At 72.6% G+C, this 16,626-nt stretch carries 12 protein-coding genes; 5 read left to right on the forward strand and 7 right to left on the reverse strand.

The window, feature by feature from the left end; translation table 11 throughout:
- Positions 1-11: 11 nt before the first annotated feature.
- The 4 genes from ACYU96_RS18695 to acs form a co-directional block, all read right to left on the reverse strand.
- Positions 12-1,010, reverse strand: a complete 999-nt coding sequence (locus ACYU96_RS18695; RefSeq protein WP_460756973.1) for an NUDIX hydrolase — start codon at positions 1,008-1,010, stop codon at positions 12-14.
- Positions 1,007-3,451, reverse strand: a complete 2,445-nt coding sequence (locus ACYU96_RS18700) for an RNA degradosome polyphosphate kinase (RefSeq protein ID WP_460756976.1) — start codon at positions 3,449-3,451, stop codon at positions 1,007-1,009. The genes ACYU96_RS18695 and ACYU96_RS18700 overlap by 4 nt, the downstream gene beginning before the upstream one ends.
- Positions 3,452-3,463: 12 nt before the next feature.
- Positions 3,464-4,429, reverse strand: coding sequence for a mycothiol synthase (mshD, locus tag ACYU96_RS18705; RefSeq protein WP_460756978.1), 966 nt, complete (start codon positions 4,427-4,429; stop codon positions 3,464-3,466).
- 132 nt (positions 4,430-4,561) lie between these two features.
- On the reverse strand, positions 4,562-6,625 hold the full coding sequence (gene acs / locus ACYU96_RS18710) for an acetate--CoA ligase (protein ID WP_460756981.1): 2,064 nt from the start codon (positions 6,623-6,625) through the stop codon (positions 4,562-4,564).
- A 691-nt stretch (positions 6,626-7,316) separates the two neighbouring features.
- On the opposite strand from acs, the gene ACYU96_RS18715 reads away from it, so the two are divergent.
- Both ACYU96_RS18715 and ACYU96_RS18720 read left to right on the forward strand, forming a co-directional pair.
- Positions 7,317-7,991 carry a GntR family transcriptional regulator gene (locus tag ACYU96_RS18715; protein WP_460756984.1) on the forward strand — a complete coding sequence of 225 codons (675 nt, stop codon included), beginning with the start codon at positions 7,317-7,319 and terminating at the stop codon, positions 7,989-7,991.
- A gap of 204 nt (positions 7,992-8,195) precedes the next feature.
- Positions 8,196-9,833, forward strand: coding sequence for a thiamine pyrophosphate-binding protein (locus ACYU96_RS18720; protein WP_460756986.1), 1,638 nt, complete (start codon positions 8,196-8,198; stop codon positions 9,831-9,833).
- Between the two features lie 48 nt (positions 9,834-9,881).
- Here ACYU96_RS18720 and ACYU96_RS18725 read toward each other — a convergent pair whose 3' ends face one another.
- Complete coding sequence (locus ACYU96_RS18725) at positions 9,882-11,000, reverse strand: DNA glycosylase AlkZ-like family protein (RefSeq protein ID WP_460756988.1); 1,119 nt, start codon at positions 10,998-11,000, stop codon at positions 9,882-9,884.
- 176 nt (positions 11,001-11,176) lie between these two features.
- Here ACYU96_RS18725 and ACYU96_RS18730 point away from each other — a divergent pair, with 176 nt between their 5' ends.
- Positions 11,177-11,971, forward strand: a complete 795-nt coding sequence (locus ACYU96_RS18730; protein ID WP_460756991.1) for an enoyl-CoA hydratase/isomerase family protein — start codon at positions 11,177-11,179, stop codon at positions 11,969-11,971.
- Positions 11,968-14,106, forward strand: a complete 2,139-nt coding sequence (gene paaZ / locus ACYU96_RS18735; protein ID WP_460756994.1) for a phenylacetic acid degradation bifunctional protein PaaZ — start codon at positions 11,968-11,970, stop codon at positions 14,104-14,106. Before ACYU96_RS18730 ends, paaZ begins: the two co-directional genes overlap by 4 nt.
- Here paaZ and ACYU96_RS18740 read toward each other — a convergent pair.
- A complete protein-coding gene (locus ACYU96_RS18740) occupies positions 14,066-14,710 on the reverse strand; it encodes a TetR/AcrR family transcriptional regulator (RefSeq protein ID WP_460756997.1) in 645 nt (214 codons plus the stop codon). The two genes, paaZ and ACYU96_RS18740, sit on opposite strands and share 41 nt — an antisense overlap.
- A gap of 76 nt (positions 14,711-14,786) precedes the next feature.
- On the opposite strand from ACYU96_RS18740, the gene ACYU96_RS18745 reads away from it, so the two are divergent.
- The gene (locus ACYU96_RS18745; RefSeq protein ID WP_460757000.1) at positions 14,787-15,557 is read left to right on the forward strand and encodes an enoyl-CoA hydratase/isomerase family protein; all 771 of its coding nucleotides are present in this window, start codon (positions 14,787-14,789) and stop codon (positions 15,555-15,557) included.
- 49 nt (positions 15,558-15,606) lie between these two features.
- On the opposite strand, the gene ACYU96_RS18750 is transcribed toward ACYU96_RS18745, so the two are convergent.
- Complete coding sequence (locus ACYU96_RS18750) at positions 15,607-16,437, reverse strand: HAD family hydrolase (protein WP_460757002.1); 831 nt, start codon at positions 16,435-16,437, stop codon at positions 15,607-15,609.
- Between the last annotated feature and the right edge of the window lie 189 nt (positions 16,438-16,626).

Consider the following 16,626-nt stretch of genomic DNA (forward strand, 5'->3'; position numbering starts at 1 on the left):
CGGCAGCGTCATCAGTGCAGCGGTGGCGTCAGATGCTCCACCGCGACCACCCGAGGGCCCTCGATGGCCGAGGCGACGTGCGCGACCAGCGCCTCGCCCGGGTCGAGGAACGGGTCGCGGGTGGGCAGCACGTCCGCGACCTCGCGCGGCGCGTGCTGGGCCAGCGCGTCCAGCACGGTCGGCATGACCGGCCGGTGCGTGCACAGCACCGTCGACTCGTCCGACTCCGCGAGCAGGTCGCGCACCGTCGCGGCGACGCGGGACGGGGAGCGCTCGTGCTGTGCCTCGGTGAGGTACTCGCTGAACGACGGGCGCAGGCCGGCCGCCCGCACGTAGGGATCGACGGTCGTGGCGCAGCGCTCCCAGCGTGAGCTGAACGCCTGCTCCACGCCGTAGGCGGCCAGCACGGGCACCAGGGCCGCCGCGTGCGCGTGGCCGACGGGCGTCAGCGGGCGGTCTCGCTCCGACCCGTGCCACGCGGCACGGGGCAGCGCCAGCCCGTGCCGGGCGATGACGACGGTGCGGGTGCTGAGCAGGCCCTCCTCGTAGGCCGCGACCAGGGCCTCGAGCGGGCCGCGGTCGGTCTCGCGGGTCAGCCGGCGGGCGGCGTCGTCGACCGAGAGCCACTCCGTGGCGTCGATCTCCCGGCGGTTCACGGGCGCCACCGGCGGCCGCGCGGAGAGCGCGTAGGAGTCGTGCCCCCGGCGTGCTCGCCGCGCCGCCCAGTAGCGCACGCGCTTCACGCGGCCCTCCGGCGTGAGGTACTGCAGGCCGGGGAGGGGCCGGCCGAGCACGATCGGCTTGCCCGTCTCCTCGGCGACCTCGCGGACCGCCGCCGTCGGGGAGCTCTCGCCGTGGTCCAGCTTGCCCTTGGGCCACGACCAGTCGTCGTACTTGGGCCGGTGCACCAGCTGCACCTGGAGCGTGCCACTCCGCTTGCGCCACACGAGGGCGCCGGCGGAGTCGATCACGGGAGCGTGCGCGTCGCCCGGCCCCAGCGTCCCTGTCACCGGATGGGCTCGAGGCGACGCCGCTGGCGCTGGATCAGGACCGACTGCATGTCGCGCAGCGGCTGCCCGTCCGGACCGGTCGAGTGGCGCACCCACGTGGCGTCGGACTGCAGGTGCCACGACGACGTCGAGTCGGCCATCGAGGTGTCCAGGAGCTCCGTGAGCTCGATGACGTGCAACGGGTCCGTGATCCGCACCAGGGTCTCCACGCGGCGGTCCAGGTTGCGGTGCATGAGGTCGGCGGAGCCGATGTACACCTCCGGTCCGGCCTCCGGTCCCTCCCCGATCGCGGGCCCGGCGGAGTTCGCGAACGCGAAGATGCGCGAGTGCTCCAGGAACCGACCCAGGATCGAGTGCACCCGGATGTTCTCGCTCAGCCCGGGCACTCCGGGCCGCAGGGCGCAGATGCCGCGTACCAGGAGGTCCACCTTCACCCCGGCCTGGGAGGCGCGGTACAGGGCGTCGATGACGGTCTCGTCCACGCAGGAGTTGACCTTGGCCCTCACCCAGGCCTCGTGCCCGGCGCGGGCGGCGGCCGTCTCACGTTCGATGCGCTCGACGAGGCCGGCGCGCACCGCGCGCGGGGCGACCAGCAGCCGGTGGAACTTCGACAGCGGCGCGTAGCCGGAGAGCTGGTTGAACAGGCGCGTCAGGTCCTGGGCGACGTCCTGGGAGCAGGTGAGCAGCCCGTGGTCCGTGTAGTGGCGGGCCGTCTTGGGGTGGTAGTTCCCCGTACCGACGTGGCAGTACCGCAGCAGCGAGCCGTCGGGCTCCTGGCGGACCACCAGCGACAGCTTGCAGTGCGTCTTGAGGCCCACGATCCCGTACACCACGTGCACGCCAGACTCCTCGAGCTTGCGCGCCCAGGAGATGTTGGCCTCCTCGTCGAACCGCGCCTTGATCTCCACGAGCGCGAGCACCTGCTTGCCCGACTCGGCCGCGTCGATCAGGGCGTCCACGATCGGTGAGTCGCCCGACGTGCGGTACAGCGTCTGCTTGATCGCGAGCACGTGCGGGTCGGCCGCGGCCTGCTCCAGGAACGTCTGCACCGACGTGGAGAAGGAGTCGTACGGGTGGTGCAGCAGGATGTCGCGCCGCCGCATCGCCGCGAAGACGTCGGTGGGCTTGGCGGTCTCCACCTCGGCGAGGTGCCGGTGGGTCCCGCCCACGAACGGCGGGTAGTGCAGCGTGGGCAGGTCGAGGTCCGCGAGCAGGGTGAGACCGGTCAGGTCGAGCGGTGCGGGGAGCTCGTAGACCTCGGACTCCCGCACGCCCAGCTCGCGCACGATGAGGTCGCGGATGCGCGGGCTGATGCCCTCGGCGATCTCGAGGCGGACCGGGGGGCCGAACCGCCGGCGCAGGAGCTCCTTCTCCATCGCCTGCAGCAGGTTCTCGGCGTCGTCCTCCTCGACGTCGACGTCCTCGTTCCGGGTGACGCGGAACGTGTGGCTCTCACGGACGTCCATCCCCGGGAAGAGCTGGTCGAGGTGCTGGGCGATGATCTCCTCGAGCGGGACGAAGGAGATCGGGCCGCGGTGCGGGTCGGCCTTCTTCGTCCCGGGACGGCGCGGCTTGCCCTGCTTGTCGACCGTGATGAACCGTGGCAGCAGCGGCGGCACCTTGACCCGGGCGAAGTGCTCCTTGGCCGTGGACGGGTTGGCGACCACGACGGCCAGGTTGAGCGACAGGCCGCTGATGTACGGGAAGGGGTGCGCGGGGTCGACGGCGAGCGGCGTGAGGACCGGGAAGATCTGCTTGCGGAAGAACTTGTGCAGGCGGTCCTGCTCCTTCTCGTCCAGGTCGTCCCAGTGCGACAGCGTGACGCCCTCGGCCGCGAGGGCTGGCTGGACCTGCTCGGAGAACACGCGCGCGTGCCGTGCGGTCAGCACGTGGGCGTGCTCCGAGATCGTGGTCAGGACCTCGCGCGGACTGAGCCCGGAGGCGCTGGTCACGGCGAGGCCGGCGGCGATGCGGCGCTTCAGGCCGGCGACCCGGACCATGAAGAACTCGTCCAGGTTGGACGCGAAGATCGAGAGGAAGCGGACACGTTCCAGGAGCGGCAGGCTCTCGTCCTCGGCGAGCTCCAGCACCCGCTCGTTGAAGGCGAGCCACGACATCTCCCGCTCGAGGAAGCGGTCGTCGGGAAGGGCAGCGACCTCGTTCGCCGCCACGGCCTGCGCGACCGCCGCGTTGTCGGCCGGCTCCTCGGCGATGTGCTCGGCGATGTGCGCGGCCAGCTCCGGTGTGAGGGGCCGGGAAGAGGTGGAAGCGGGCGTCGCCTCCGGCGGCAGGTCCGGGTCGGCGGGGTCGTGACGTGCGATGTCGTTCGGGCGGGTGGCCTGCGCCGTCACCGCCGGCCTCGCGTCCGGTGCCGGAGCCGGGGACGCCGCGGCCCGCTTGACGAACCTGCCGTGCTGGTCGCGGGAGCGCGTGGAGCTCATGGCCTCATGTTGTCACGCTCGGAAGTACTGAACATGACGAGCATCTTGCCGAAACCCTGCGCGCTGGTAGGTGGACAGCGCGGGTGCGTTGTCGCCCTCGACGTACAGGACCGCCCGGTCCGCGCCCGCGTGCGCGAGGTGCGCCAGGCCGACGTCGGTCATCAGCCGGCCCAGCCCTCTGCCCTGGGCCTCGGGCGCGACGCCGACGACGTAGATCTCGCCGTCCCGCGACCCGGTGGGCTGGCCGGTCTCGATCTTGGTCCAGATGAAGGCGACCGGGTCCGGCCCGGGGTCGGACCCGCCCGCTGCGGGGAAGAGCAGGAAGAAGCCCTCGGGGTCGAACCACCGCTCGGCCTGGCGGGCGCGCAGGTCCTCGGACGTGAGCCGGCCCTGCTCGGGGTGCGCGGCGAAGGCGCTCGCGTTGAGGCGGAGCCAGGCGTCGTCGTCGGAGCCGGGCCGGAACGTGCGCAGCACGTAGTCCTCGTCGGGCGTGACGTCCTCGGGGGTCGGCAGCGAGGGGTCGTGGTCGAGCGGGCGTGCGAGGAAGCGCAGCTCGCGGACCGGGCTGTAGCCCAGGGCCGCCGCGAACTCCTTGGCCTGCGGCAGGTCTCCGTGCGCCCAGACGCGAAGCTGCTGGCCACCCGGTTCTCCCGACCGCATGGGGAACGTGACGTCCAGCTCGGCGGTGTGCAGCAGCCGCCGCGCGACGCCGGTCCGGCGGTGGTCGGGGTGGACGACGAGCTCGGCGGAAGCCACCGGCCCCGAGCGGTCGACCTGGAGGTAGCCGGCCACGCCGCCGGCGTCGGAACCGTCACGGGCGACGACGTGCGTGAGCCAGGCCTCGTCGCGTGCGAGGTTCAGCAGCGGCTGCTCGGACAGCGGGACGACGCCGTCGGCTCCGGCAGCGGCGGCTGCGACGTTCCGGACGGCATGGCGGGTCTCGGAGCCGAGCGGGCCGATCTCGATCGTGGAGGACACGTCCCCATCTTCCCCTATCACCTGGGCCGGGACCGCAGGGTGGTCCTCGGGGCCGACGGCGCCGCCCCGGCAGCGGAACCGCCGAGGCAGCGCCGCGGTCGTGCGGGGTGCTGCCTCGGCGGTCGCGGGGTGTCAGTCCTCCTGGGCGGCCGGGGCCTTGAGCCCCGCCGCGATCTTGTCCATGACGGTCGAGTCGGCCAGGGTCGTCGCGTCGCCGACCACGCGGTCCTCCGCGACGTCGCGCAGGAGGCGGCGCATGATCTTGCCGGAGCGGGTCTTCGGGAGCTCCGGCACGACCAGGATGCGCTTCGGCTTCGCGATGGGGCCGATCTCCTTGGCCACGTGGTTGCGCAGCTCGGTCTGCACCTCGGCGGCGCCGGCGTCCGTCACCGCGCGGTCGGCGTGCTCGCCGCGCAGGATCACGAACGCGACGACGGCCTGGCCGGTGGCCTCGTCGGCGGCGCCGACGACGGCGGCCTCCGCCACGATGTCGTTCGACACCAGGGCCGACTCGATCTCCGTGGTGGACAGGCGGTGACCGGACACGTTCATGACGTCGTCGACCCGGCCGAGCAGCCAGATGTCGCCGTCCTCGTCCTTCTTCGCGCCGTCGCCGGCGAAGTACAGGCCCTCGTACCGGGACCAGTAGGTCTCCTTGTAGCGCTCCAGGTCGCCCCAGATGCCGCGCAGCATCGACGGCCACGGCTCGGAGAGCACGAGGTAGCCGCCCGCGCCGTCGGGCACCACGTTCGCCTCGTCGTCGACGACGTCGGCCGCGACACCGGGCAGCGGCACCTGCGCCGAGCCGGGCTTCGTCGCCGTGACGCCCGGCAGCGGGCTGATCATGATGGCGCCGGTCTCGGTCTGCCACCAGGTGTCCACGATCGGCGTCGCGCCGGCGCCGATGTGCTTGCGATACCACATCCACGCCTCGGGGTTGATGGGCTCGCCCACCGAGCCGAGCAGGCGGAGCGACGACAGGTCGAATCCGGCGGGGATGTCGTCACCCCACTTCATGCAGGCACGGATCGCCGTCGGCGCCGTGTAGAAGATCGAGACGCCGTACTTCTGGACGAGCTCCCACCACCGGCCCTTGTGCGGGGTGTCCGGCGTGCCCTCGTACAGGACCTGGGTGGCGCCGTTGGTGAGGGGGCCGTAGACGATGTAGGAGTGGCCGGTGACCCAGCCGATGTCGGCGGTGCACCAGAACACGTCGGACCCGGGCTTGAGGTCGAACACGTTCTTGTGCGTGTACGCCGTCTGCGTGAGGTAGCCGCCGGTCGTGTGCAGGATGCCCTTGGGCTTCCCCGTCGTGCCGGACGTGTACAGGATGAACAGCGGGTGCTCGGCCTCGACCCACACGGGCTCGTGCTGGTCGGACGCGGTCTCGACGACGTCGTGCCACCACACGTCGCGGCCCTCGGTCCAGTCGACGTCCTGCTCGGTGCGCCGGACCACGAGGACGTGCTCGACGGTGCTCGACGGCGCGCCGTCCTTCGGGCCGACGGCCTCGTCGACCGCCGGCTTGAGGGCGGACGGGGCGCCCTTGCGGTAGCCGCCGTCGGCGGTGATGACGACCTTGGCCTCGGCGTCGGCGATGCGGCTGCGCAGCGCGTCGGCGGAGAAGCCGCCGAACACGACCGAGTGCGGCGCGCCGATGCGCGCGCACGCCAGCATCGCGACGACGGACTCGATGAGCATCGGCATGTAGATCACGACGCGGTCGCCGCTGACCACGCCCAGGCCGGCCAGCGCGTTGGCGCACCTGCTCACCTCGCGCTGGAGGTCGGCGTAGGTGATCGTGCGCGTGTCGCCCGGCTCGCCCTCGAAGTGGAACGCGACGCGGTCGCCGTTGCCCGCCTCGACGTGCCGGTCGACGGCGTTGTAGGCGGCGTTCAGCGTGCCGTCGGCGAACCAGCGGGCGACGGGGGCGCCCGACCAGTCCAGGGTCTCGGTGAAGGGGGTCTTCCACGTGAGCAGCTCGTTCGCCTGCTCCGCCCAGAAGCCCAGCCGGTCGGCCTTCGCCGCCTCGTAGAGCCCGGCCTTGGCGTTCGCCTGGGCCGCGAACTCCTCGCTGGGCGGGAACGCGCGGGTCTCGTGCAGCAGGTTCTCGAGGCTCGGGCCGGCGCCGCCTCCCGACTGGGGCGCCGGGCTTGCGGGCTGTGTGTCTGTCACGATCGGACCTCCGGTGCGCATCGTTGCGGGGCATGCAGGAACCATGCGGGGCTAATTTGTTCGGACTCCTGACTGAAGTCTAGTCCCACAGGTGATAGGTATCACGTACCGGGACCGCGGCGTGAGGCGCGCTTCGCGTTCGGGACCGTGGAGGTGGCGAACGGTCGGAATCGGCCCACGAGCGGCGGCGCGAACCGTGCGGCGACAGCGGCCGTATCGATTCGGCCGGATGGTCGGGCGCGTCGCGAGCGGTTCGCGATCCCGGCCCTGCGACGGGCCCGACCAGCACGGTGGCGAGTTCTCGTCCCCCACGAGCACGGCATCTGGGAGATTCCTCGAGCCGGATGCCGCTCTCGCCAACAAGACGGAGTGACCGGGGCCGCGTGTTCCGCCGCTCCGGACCGAGCGCCCGGCCGGCGTGTCCTGAATACGGACTTCCGACGCGTGGGTACCCGACCGTCCCTTTGGTAGTGCTGTGTGCTCAATAACACACCGTTAGGGGAGTAAGTGCAAGCGGGACTCGCCGATCTTCACGCAGGAATTTTATCGCCAACCGCGAAGTTCGGCTGAAAATCTGTTTGCGCCCGCTCGGGCGGCTGCTCCGGCGAAGTGCCGCGGTCCCGGCCCTTGACAGCACCCACACGATGACGGAATCCTCGGCGTACGATCATATATGAGATCAAACACGATGGTTGCGAAGGAGGAACCGGTCGTGACAGAGGCCCCGGAGAAGGTCTCCAAGTCCGAGCGCGTCTATCGCACGCTGCGCGAACGCATCCTGGAAGGCCAGTACACCAGCGGCTACCGCCTGGTCCTGGACCAGATCGCGCGCGAGCTCGACGTCAGCCCCGTGCCGGTGCGTGAGGCAGTGCGCCGGCTGGAGGCGGAGGGCCTGGTGACGTTCACCCGGAACGTGGGCGCCGAGGTGCGCGGGGTCGACGTCGGACAGTACGCGGATGCCATGCAGACCCTGGCCTGGCTGGAGGGCGCCGCCACCGGCCTGGCCGCGCCCCACCTGGACGGCGACCGGCTCGAGCGGGCCAGGTCGCTCAACGAGGACATGCGCGAGCTGCTGGGCAGCGGGTTCGACCCGGTGCGGTTCACCGCCCTGAACGAGCAGTTCCACCGCGTGCTCTGCGGGGCCTGCCCCAACGAGCACCTGCTCGGCCTGCTGCGGCGCGAGTGGCTGCACATGTCACTGGTGAGGCGCTCCAGCTTCGCCGCGATGCCCGGCCGTCCCGCCGTCTCCGTCGAGGAGCACGACCGGATCCTCGCGCTCGTCACCGCCGGCGCCCCGCTGGACGACGTCGAGCGGGCGGTCCGGAACCACAAGCTGCGCACCATGAACGAATACCTCTCGGCCCGGGCGCGAACCGCCCGGACGTGAGCAGACCAGCGTGCTGTCCCGGCGAGCCCGAGTGCCGGAGCAGCCTCCTGGTCGACCGGGCCACCCGGCCCGAACGGGAAGCGGAGCCCTTGACCAGGGGCGATGCGATCCGAACCGGCTCCGGACGCCCGGAGCGGGACAACGGAATCTCGACGCCGGCGGCGATCCCGTCCGGCGCGCGGAGCGAGAGGAACGACGACATTCATGACCACGGTCTCCGAAGCTGTCGCCCATGCCGTCGCGGCCTGCGCCGATGACGTCTTCGCCCTGATGGGCAACGGGAACGCCCACCTCCTGGATGCCCTGAGCCGCACGGAAGCGCGCGTCACCGCGGTGCGCCACGAGGCGGCGACCGTCGCGTCGGCGGACGCCTACCACCGGGCCACGGGTCGCCTCGCGGTCGCGACCACCACCTACGGTCCCGGATTCACCAACGCGGTGACCCCGCTCGCCGAGGCCGCTCTCGCCCGCACCCCGATGCTCCTGGTGACGGGCGACGCGCCGTCCGGCGGGCAGCGGGACATCGACGTCGACCAGGCGTCGATCGCCCGCGCGGCGGGTGCGCTGGTGCGGCACGTGAACCCTGCCGCCCCGGGGCGGCAGGCGGTCGCCGCCGTCCAGGAGGCGCTGGTCCGGCGGCGTCCCGTCGTGCTGGGCATCCCGTACGACCTGGCCACCGCCGAGGCGCGGGACGACACCGTCCCCGCGCTGGAGCCGCCGCCCGAGGCCGCCGGTCCGCGAGAGGAGCAGATCGAGGCCGTCGCCTCGCTGATCAGCGAGGCCAAGCGCCCACTCGTCCTGGCAGGCCGCGGGGCGGTGGGCGCCGCCGCCGAGGTGCGGCTGCTGGCCGACCGGATCGGCGCCCTCACCGCGACGTCCGCCCCGGCCCGCGGGCTGTTCGCCGGTCGCCGGTACGACGTCGGCGTGTGCGGAGGCTTCGCCTCCCCGCCCGCTGCCGAGCTGATCCGGCAGGCCGACGTCGTGCTGGTGCTCGGCGCCGGGCTCAACGGCTTCCAGACCGGGTTCGGCACGGCGTTCGCGCCCGAGGCGAAGGTGGCGCAGGTCGATGTCGCCGCGCGACCGACCCACGCCGGCGTCGGGCTGCACCTGCGGGCGGACGTCGGGCGGACCGTCGTCGCGCTGCTCGGCGCGCTCGAGGCAGGGGAGACGCCGGTCGAACCCTGGTCCGGCGTCGCCCACGAGGCCGGGGAGCGCGACCTGCACAACGTCCGCGAGACGGGCGACGGCGTCGCCCGGGACGGCCGCCTGGACCCTCGCTCCCTGTTCACCTACCTGGACCGGATGCTCCCGAAGGACCGGCAGGTGGTGTCCGATGGCGGCCACTTCATCGGCTGGGCGCCCAGCTACCTGTCGGTCCCCCGGCCGGACGCGACGCTCCTGGTCGGGACCGCGTTCCAGTCGATCGGGCTCGGCTTCCCCTCCGCGCCGGGCGCCCTCGTGGCCCGCCCCGACGCACTGACGGTGATCGTCACGGGCGACGGCGGCGGCGTCATGGGGATCGCCGACCTGGAGACCGTGGTGCGGCTCGGCCGGTCGACGCTCGTGCTCGTCGTGAACGACGCCGTCTATGGCGCCGAGGTGCACCAGTACGGGTCGCAAGGGCTGGACCAGGGAGTGATGCGCGTCAGCGAGATGGACTTCGCCGCGATCGCTCGCGGGTTCGGGGCGCAGGCCGTGACCGTGAAGCGCCCGACCGACCTCGACTGGGTGGTCCAGTGGGTGCGGCACGGTGCGCGCGGGACGCTCGTGGTCGACGCGAAGGTGTCGCCGGAGGTCGTGGCGCCGTACATGCACGAGATGGCGGCTCAGGCGAAGCGCTGAGCGGCGACGTGCGGGCGGGGAGCCACCGCGTGGCGGTTCCTGCCCGCGCTACTCGTCTCCACGGGCGTAGCGCACCTCGCCCAGGCGCAGCCACGACGCGAGATGTTCCACCTCGGCGTGCACCGCGTCCATGACGTGGCCGTCGAACGGGAGGTCCTCGTGCAGCTCGAACACGGTCAGCACGCCGGCCTTGCGCTCCGCCTTGGCATCGAGCTTTCCGACGAACCGGTCTCCGTGCAGGACCGGCAGCGCGAAGTACCCCCAGCGGCGCTGTGCCTTGGGCTTGTACATCTCCAGGATGTACTCGTAGTCGAAGAGGTCGAGCAGGCGCCGACGGTCGGCGATGAGCGCGTCGAACGGGGAGAGCAGGGCCGTGCGCGGCTCGAAGTCGTCGTCGGCGTGCTCCAGGAGCTCCGGGTCCACGCGCCACTCGCCGTCGGTCCCCTCGACCTCGACCTGCTCGCCGGGCAGGTCGGTCCACCAGCCGTCGCCGTCGCCGGGCCTGCTCTGCACCCGCGGGCGGGCGATGCCCTCGGCGGCGAGCCGCCGGCCGACGCGCTCCCGCCGGGCGTCCTGCAGCGGCACGGGATCCACCCGTGGATAGGCCCGTTCGGCCAGGTCCCAGAGCCGCTGGCGGCCCTTGCGCCCGACCATCGCGAGCTTGCCCTGCATGTTGAGCGCCTCCAGCATCTCCGCCACGCTGCGCCGGCTGCTCCAGCCCTCGGCACCCCAGCGGTACGGGGTCACCGCGGTGTCGGGGATGTCCTTGGCGAGCATCGGCCCCTCGGCCTCCAGGAGGCGCAGGATGTCCCGCTCGAAGCTCGCGTTCTCCGTCAGCCACGCGCGCAGCCCGTCGTGCTGCGGCCATCGCGTCATCTGCTCCAGGTAGAGCGGCAGGTCTCCCATCGAGCGCACGGTGCCGCGCAGCTGGAAGAGCATGCCGTCGGCGATGGCGTCGTCCACGGCGCCGGGCCAGTAGCCGCTGCCGAGCCGCGACCACGAGATCAGGTCGGTCGCGGGCGCGATCGCCGACGTCGGGTCCACCGCCAGGAACGTCAGGTCCTCCACCGTGTGCACGAGGTCGACCGGCCGCCGCGCATCGAGCAGCTGGGCACGGAGCGCGATGCGCCGCGCCTGGGTGACGGAGAGCCGGTGCTTGCTGGGCATGGGGCGAGAGTACGGCGGGTGGCTGACATGCGGGCCGTGCGGCCTGGTACCGGGGACGAGACCGCTGCGCACTGTCGACGGTTTCCTTCCATCGGGCCGTGTGGCAGGATGAGTTCCTGAACGATCGGTCACTAATTCCCGGTCGGAGACCTGGACGACGTCGTCGGGGGGTGCACATGTCCCAGCGCGAGGAGACCGGCCCGCTCCGCGTGGAGCGGGCGGCCGATCGTGTCGTCGCCACGCTGGACCGGCCGGGCGCCCGGAACGCCGTCGACCACGCGACGACCGAGGCGCTGCACGCGCTGTGCGCCGAACTCGAGGTCGAGCCGCGGACGCTGATCCTCACCGGCGCGAACGGCGACTTCGCCGCCGGTGCCGACATCGCCGAGCTGCTGATGCGCGACGGCGACGACGCCCGCGCGGGGATCAACACCCACGCCTTCGACCGGGTCGCCGCGCTGCCGATGCCGGTGATCGCCGCGATCGACGGCTACGCGCTCGGCGGCGGCGCCGAGCTCGCCTACGCCGCCGACCTGCGGATCGGCACACCGCGGATGCGGATCGGCAGCCTGGAGCCCACGCTCGGGATCATGCCCGCCGCGGGCGCGACCTGGCGGCTGCCCGCGACGGTCGGTGCGACCCGCGCGGCCGAGCTGCTGCTCACCGCCCGCGTCCTGACCGGTGACGAGGCCCTGGCCTGGGGCGTCGTCACGGCGCTGCACGCACCTGAAGACCTCCTGATGGCAGCCCACGACCTCGCCGACAGGATCGCCGGACTGGCTCCCCAGGCCGTCCGGCACACGAAGACCGCTCTGCGAGCCCGGCCGGGTCAGCACCCCCGGCTCGAGCTGGAGCTCCAGGCGGAGCTGTTCGAGAGCGAGGAGAAACGCCGGCGCATGTCGGCGTTCCTGGAGCGCAAGGAGCGTCGCGACCCGGCTGCTCCTGCCCCTGACACGAAGGAGTACCGATGACGAACACCGTGCCCGTGCTGCCGTCGTACGTTCACGACGGCTGGTGGACGCCCGCCGGGTCGGAGACCGCCGACGGCGCCGCGACCGCCACGGACGCGCCCGAGGCGCCCCGGGCCGTCGTCGTCCACGACGCCTCGACCGGCGAGCCGGTCGCCCGCGTCTCCGCGGACGGTCTCGACCTGGCCGCTGTGCTGGACCACGCGCGCGACGTCGGGCAGAAGACCCTCGGTGACCTGACCATCCACGAGCGCGCCGTGCTGCTCAAGCGGATGGCGGTCGAGCTCACCGCGCACAAGGACGCGCTCTACGAGGTCTCCGCGCGGACGGGTGCGACCGCGCGCGACTCGGCGTTCGACGTCGACGGCGGGATCGGGGTGCTCTTCACCTACTCGTCCAAGGGGCGGCGCGAGCTGCCGAACGCGAACCTGGTCCTGGACGGCCCGCCGGAGGCCCTGTCGAAGGACGGCTCGTTCCTCGGGCGGCACGTGTACACGCGGCTGTCGGGTGTCGCGGTGCAGGTCAACGCCTTCAACTTCCCCGTGTGGGGGCCGCTGGAGAAGTTCGCTCCGGCGTTCCTGGCCGGGGTGCCGACCGTGATCAAGCCCGCGACCCCCACCGCCTACCTCACCGAGGCGTGGGTGCGGGTCCTCGTGGACGCCGGCCTGCTGCCGGACGGTGCGCTGCAGCTCGTCTCGGGCAGCGCGCGGGACCTGCTGGGGCACCTGCGGCTCGGTGACTCCGTCGCCTTCACCGGCAGCGCCGACACCGCGCGCCGGCTGCGGGGCGACGTCCCCGAGGGGGTCCGGTTCACCGCCGAGGCCGACTCGATCAACGCCAGCGTGCTCGGGCCCGACGGCGTCCCGGGTTCCGTCGAGTTCGACGCCTACGTCAAGCAGCTGGTGGCCGAGATGACGACCAAGGCGGGCCAGAAGTGCACGGCGATCCGTCGCGCGATCGTGCCCGAGCGGCTCGTGGACGTCGTCGTGGCCGCGGTGGGTGCGCGGCTCGCGGAGAAGGTCACTGTCGGCGACCCGCGTGCCGACGGCGTGACGATGGGGCCGCTCGCCTCCCGGGAGCAGCGTGACGAGCTGTACCGGCAGGTGGAGAAGCTGATCGGCGCGGGCGGGACGGTCGTCGCCGGGCCCGCGGACTTCACGGCGCCGCCCGAGGTGGTGCGCCGCGACGGCAGCGTCGGGGAGGCACCCGACGGCGCGTTCGCCGCACCCCTGCTGCTCCGGTTCGACGACGCGGAGGCGTCGGCGCTGCACGACGTCGAGGCGTTCGGCCCCGTGGTCGGCGTGGTGGGCTACCGGGACGTGGGCCACGCCGCCGAGCTCGTCGAGCGGGGCGGCGGATCGCTGGTGACCTCGGTGGCGACGAGCGATCCCGAGGTGGCCGCCGCGCTGTTCGGGCGGCTCTGTGCGGCCAACGGGCGCGTGCTGTTCCTCGACCGGGACGACGCGCGGACCTCGACCGGGCACGGTGCGCCGGTACCGCACCTCGTGCACGGCGGGCCGGGGCGCGCCGGCGGCGGGGAGGAGCTCGGCGGCATCCGCGCGGTGCGGCACCACATGCAGCGGACCGCGATCCAGGGCTCGCCGCGGATGCTCACCGAGCTGACCGGCGTGTGGCACGCGGGGGCGCCGGCGCGGAAGGCCGAGGCCGGCTACGCGCACCCGTTCCGGAAGCCGCTCACCGCCCTGCGGATCGGTGACCAGGTCGTGGCGGGGCCGCGCGAGGTGACGCTCGAGGACATCGAGCACTTCGCCGACTTCACGGGTGACACGTTCTACGCGCACATGGACGAGGCGGCCGCGGCGGCCAACCCGTTCTTCCCGGGACGGGTGGCGCACGGGTACCTGCTCGTGTCGTTCGCGGCAGGGCTGTTCGTCGACCCCGACCCGGGGCCGGTGCTGGCGAACTACGGGCTGGAGAACCTGCGGTTCCTCACGCCCGTGTCGCCGGGGGACACAGTCACGGTGACGCTCACGGCCCAGCAGATCATCCCGCGTGAGACCGACGACTACGGCGAGGTCCGCTGGGACGCGGTCCTGCGCAACCAGGAGGACGAGACGGTCGCGACCTACGACGTCCTCACGCTGGTCGCGAAGACCTGGCCGGCCGGAGGCCGGTGAGGGCCAGGGCGACGACGTCGTCGGCGAGCGTGGTCGCGGACTCGCGGCCGCCCGGCCGGTACCACTCGACGATCGAGTTGATCATCCCGAAGATGAGGCGCTCGGCGACGCGAGGGTCCACGTCCAAGCGGAGCTCGCCGGACCGCTGGGCGGCTTCGAGCAGGGCGGTGACCTGTTTGTCGAAGGCGCGGCGGCGGGCGAGGGCCGCGCGCTCGGTGTCGGTGTTGCCGCGTACCCGGAGCAGGAGCGTGACGTACGGGAGGCGGTCCACGAGGACGTGCACCGCTTCCCGGAGCACGGACTCGAGCCGGCCGGCGGCGGTCGTGCCCTCGCCCCGGGCATCGTCCTCGCCGGGACGGGCGACGGCGGCTTCCAGCCCGGTCAGGGCCTCGTCCAGGGCTGCCGCGAGGATCTGTTCCTTGGAGGAGAAGTGGTGGTAGATCGCCGACTTGGACAGGCCGAGCCGCTCGGCGAGCGTCGCGATGGAGGTGGCGTCGTAGCCCCGCTCGATGAACGTCCCGACGGCGACGTCGAGCAACCCCTGCCGGTCGTAGCCCGGACGGCCGCGGCGCGGCGGCGCGATCGGGACGGTCTGGTCTGTCATGCCCGTCACTATATTGACCGAACGATCGGTTGGTAATGTTGCCGGCGCAGAGTGCGCCCAGGCGAGGAGGTCGATGATGATCCGGATGTCCGTGGACGACGGCGTGGCCGAGGTGGTGCTCGACTCGCCCGACCGGCTGAACGCGCTCGACGAGGCAGGGCTCCACGAGCTCGACGAGGCGCTCGCCGCGGCCGAGGCGCAGGGCGTGCGGGCGCTGCTGCTGCGCGGCGAGGGCAAGGCGTTCTGCGCCGGGCGGGACATCGCGCACGTGGACCCGGCGACCGACGACGTGCTCGGGTTCCTCGGCGGGCGGGTCGAGCCGGTGCTGCGGCGGCTCGCGCGCCTCCCGGCGCCGACGTTCGCCGTCGGGCACGGGGCCTGCCTGGGCGTCGGGCTCGGCCTGCTCATCGCGACCGACGTCGTCTACCTGGCCGACGACGCGAAGGTGGGCTCGCCGTTCGGCCGGCTCGGCGCCGTGCTCGACTCGGGCGGGCACGCGCTGTTCGTGGAACGGCTGGGGGCGCATCGCGCCCTGGACCTGATCTACACGGGAGACCTGCTGAGCGGAGCGGAGGCCGTGCGGGCCGGGCTGTTCTCACGGAGCCTTCCCGCCGACGAGGTGCTCAGCGCGACGCGTGCGGCGGCGCGACGGGCATCGGTCGGCCCGACCAGGGCCTTCACCGTGAGCAAGGAGATCGTGGCGGAGATCCGGGACCGGCGCCTCGGGCTGTGGACGGCCATGGAGCGGGAGAACCAGGGGCAGGCGGCCCTCCGCGACACCGCCGACTACGGGGAGGGGTTCACGGCGTTCCGGGAGAAGCGGCCGCCGGAGTTCCGCGGCCGGTAGTGCGAGGTGCGGGGCGTCGTCGTCGGCTGCGGGCCTGCGGCCCCGGGCGTCAGCCTCGCCGGCGACGACGCAGGTGGCGCACCACGAAGAACGCCGCCACCCCGATCGCGACCGTGCCGACGACCGCCGCGACGGGGATCGGCTCGACGCGCGGCTGGAGCGCGATCGGCTTGGTGAAGTGCAGGTCGCCCCAGCCCGACTCGGCGGCGAGCCGGCGGAGGTTGCGGTCCGGGTTGACGACGAACGCGTGCCCGACGCTGCCCAGCATCGGGGAGTCAGTGATCGAGTCGGAGTAGGCGAAGCTCCCCGCGAGGTCGTATCCCTCACGAGCGGCGAGCTCACGGATGCCGGCCGCCTTGTTCTCGCCGTAGTTGTAGAAGTCGATCTCGCCGGTGTAGTGGTCGTCGACCACCTCCATGTGGGTGGCGAGCACATGGTCCGCGCCGAGCACCGCGGCGATCGGCTCGACGAGCTCGGCGCCCGAGGCGGAGACGACGACGACGTCGTGCCCGAGGCCGTGGTGGTCCTCGATGAGCTCGACCGCCTCCGCGTAGACGTACGGGTCGATGTGCTCGTGGACCGTCTCGGCGACGATCTCGCGGACCTTGCGGACGTCCCAGCCCTTCGCGAGCGCGCTCAGGTGCGCGCGCATCCGCTCGGTCTGGTCCTCGTCCGCGTTCCCGATGAGGAACAGGAAGTGCGCGTAGGCGCTGCGCAGCACGTCGGCGTGGCTGATGAGCCCGCCGGCGATGAAGGGCTTCGAGAACGCCTGCGACGAGCTCGTCGCGATGATCGTCTTGTCCAGGTCGAAGAACGCCGCGGTACGGCCCGCCGTGGGGGTGCGGCCGGTCGTGGCTGGCGATGGTGCCTCGTAGGTCACCCTTCGAGCCTAGCGGGCGTGTCCGTTCTGACCGATGCCAGACGGCGGGCGGGGAGCAGATTTCACCCGCTGCGGGAAAAGGTGAGAGGTCTTGCCCGGGCTGGGTGGACCGTCGTGACGGCGCCGCAACGGTTCGACGTCGACGTCGGGGCTGTGGATCCGCGACCTGTCGACAAGGGGCTCCGGGCG

It is taken from the genome of Myceligenerans cantabricum (genome assembly GCF_054777735.1).

What these genes read in the sequence shown, in the direction of transcription:
- acs (WP_460756981.1), bottom strand. Translation starts at nt 6,625, where the DNA reads ATGCGCACCGGAGGTCCGATCGTGACAGACACACAGCCCGCAAGCCCG.
- ACYU96_RS18700 (WP_460756976.1), bottom strand. Translation starts at nt 3,451, where the DNA reads ATGAGCTCCACGCGCTCCCGCGACCAGCACGGCAGGTTCGTCAAGCGG.
- ACYU96_RS18730 (WP_460756991.1), top strand. Translation starts at nt 11,177, where the DNA reads ATGTCCCAGCGCGAGGAGACCGGCCCGCTCCGCGTGGAGCGGGCGGCC.
- ACYU96_RS18745 (WP_460757000.1), top strand. Translation starts at nt 14,787, where the DNA reads ATGATCCGGATGTCCGTGGACGACGGCGTGGCCGAGGTGGTGCTCGAC.
- ACYU96_RS18725 (WP_460756988.1), bottom strand. Translation starts at nt 11,000, where the DNA reads ATGCCCAGCAAGCACCGGCTCTCCGTCACCCAGGCGCGGCGCATCGCG.
- ACYU96_RS18740 (WP_460756997.1), bottom strand. Translation starts at nt 14,710, where the DNA reads ATGACAGACCAGACCGTCCCGATCGCGCCGCCGCGCCGCGGCCGTCCG.
- ACYU96_RS18720 (WP_460756986.1), top strand. Translation starts at nt 8,196, where the DNA reads ATGACCACGGTCTCCGAAGCTGTCGCCCATGCCGTCGCGGCCTGCGCC.
- paaZ (WP_460756994.1), top strand. Translation starts at nt 11,968, where the DNA reads ATGACGAACACCGTGCCCGTGCTGCCGTCGTACGTTCACGACGGCTGG.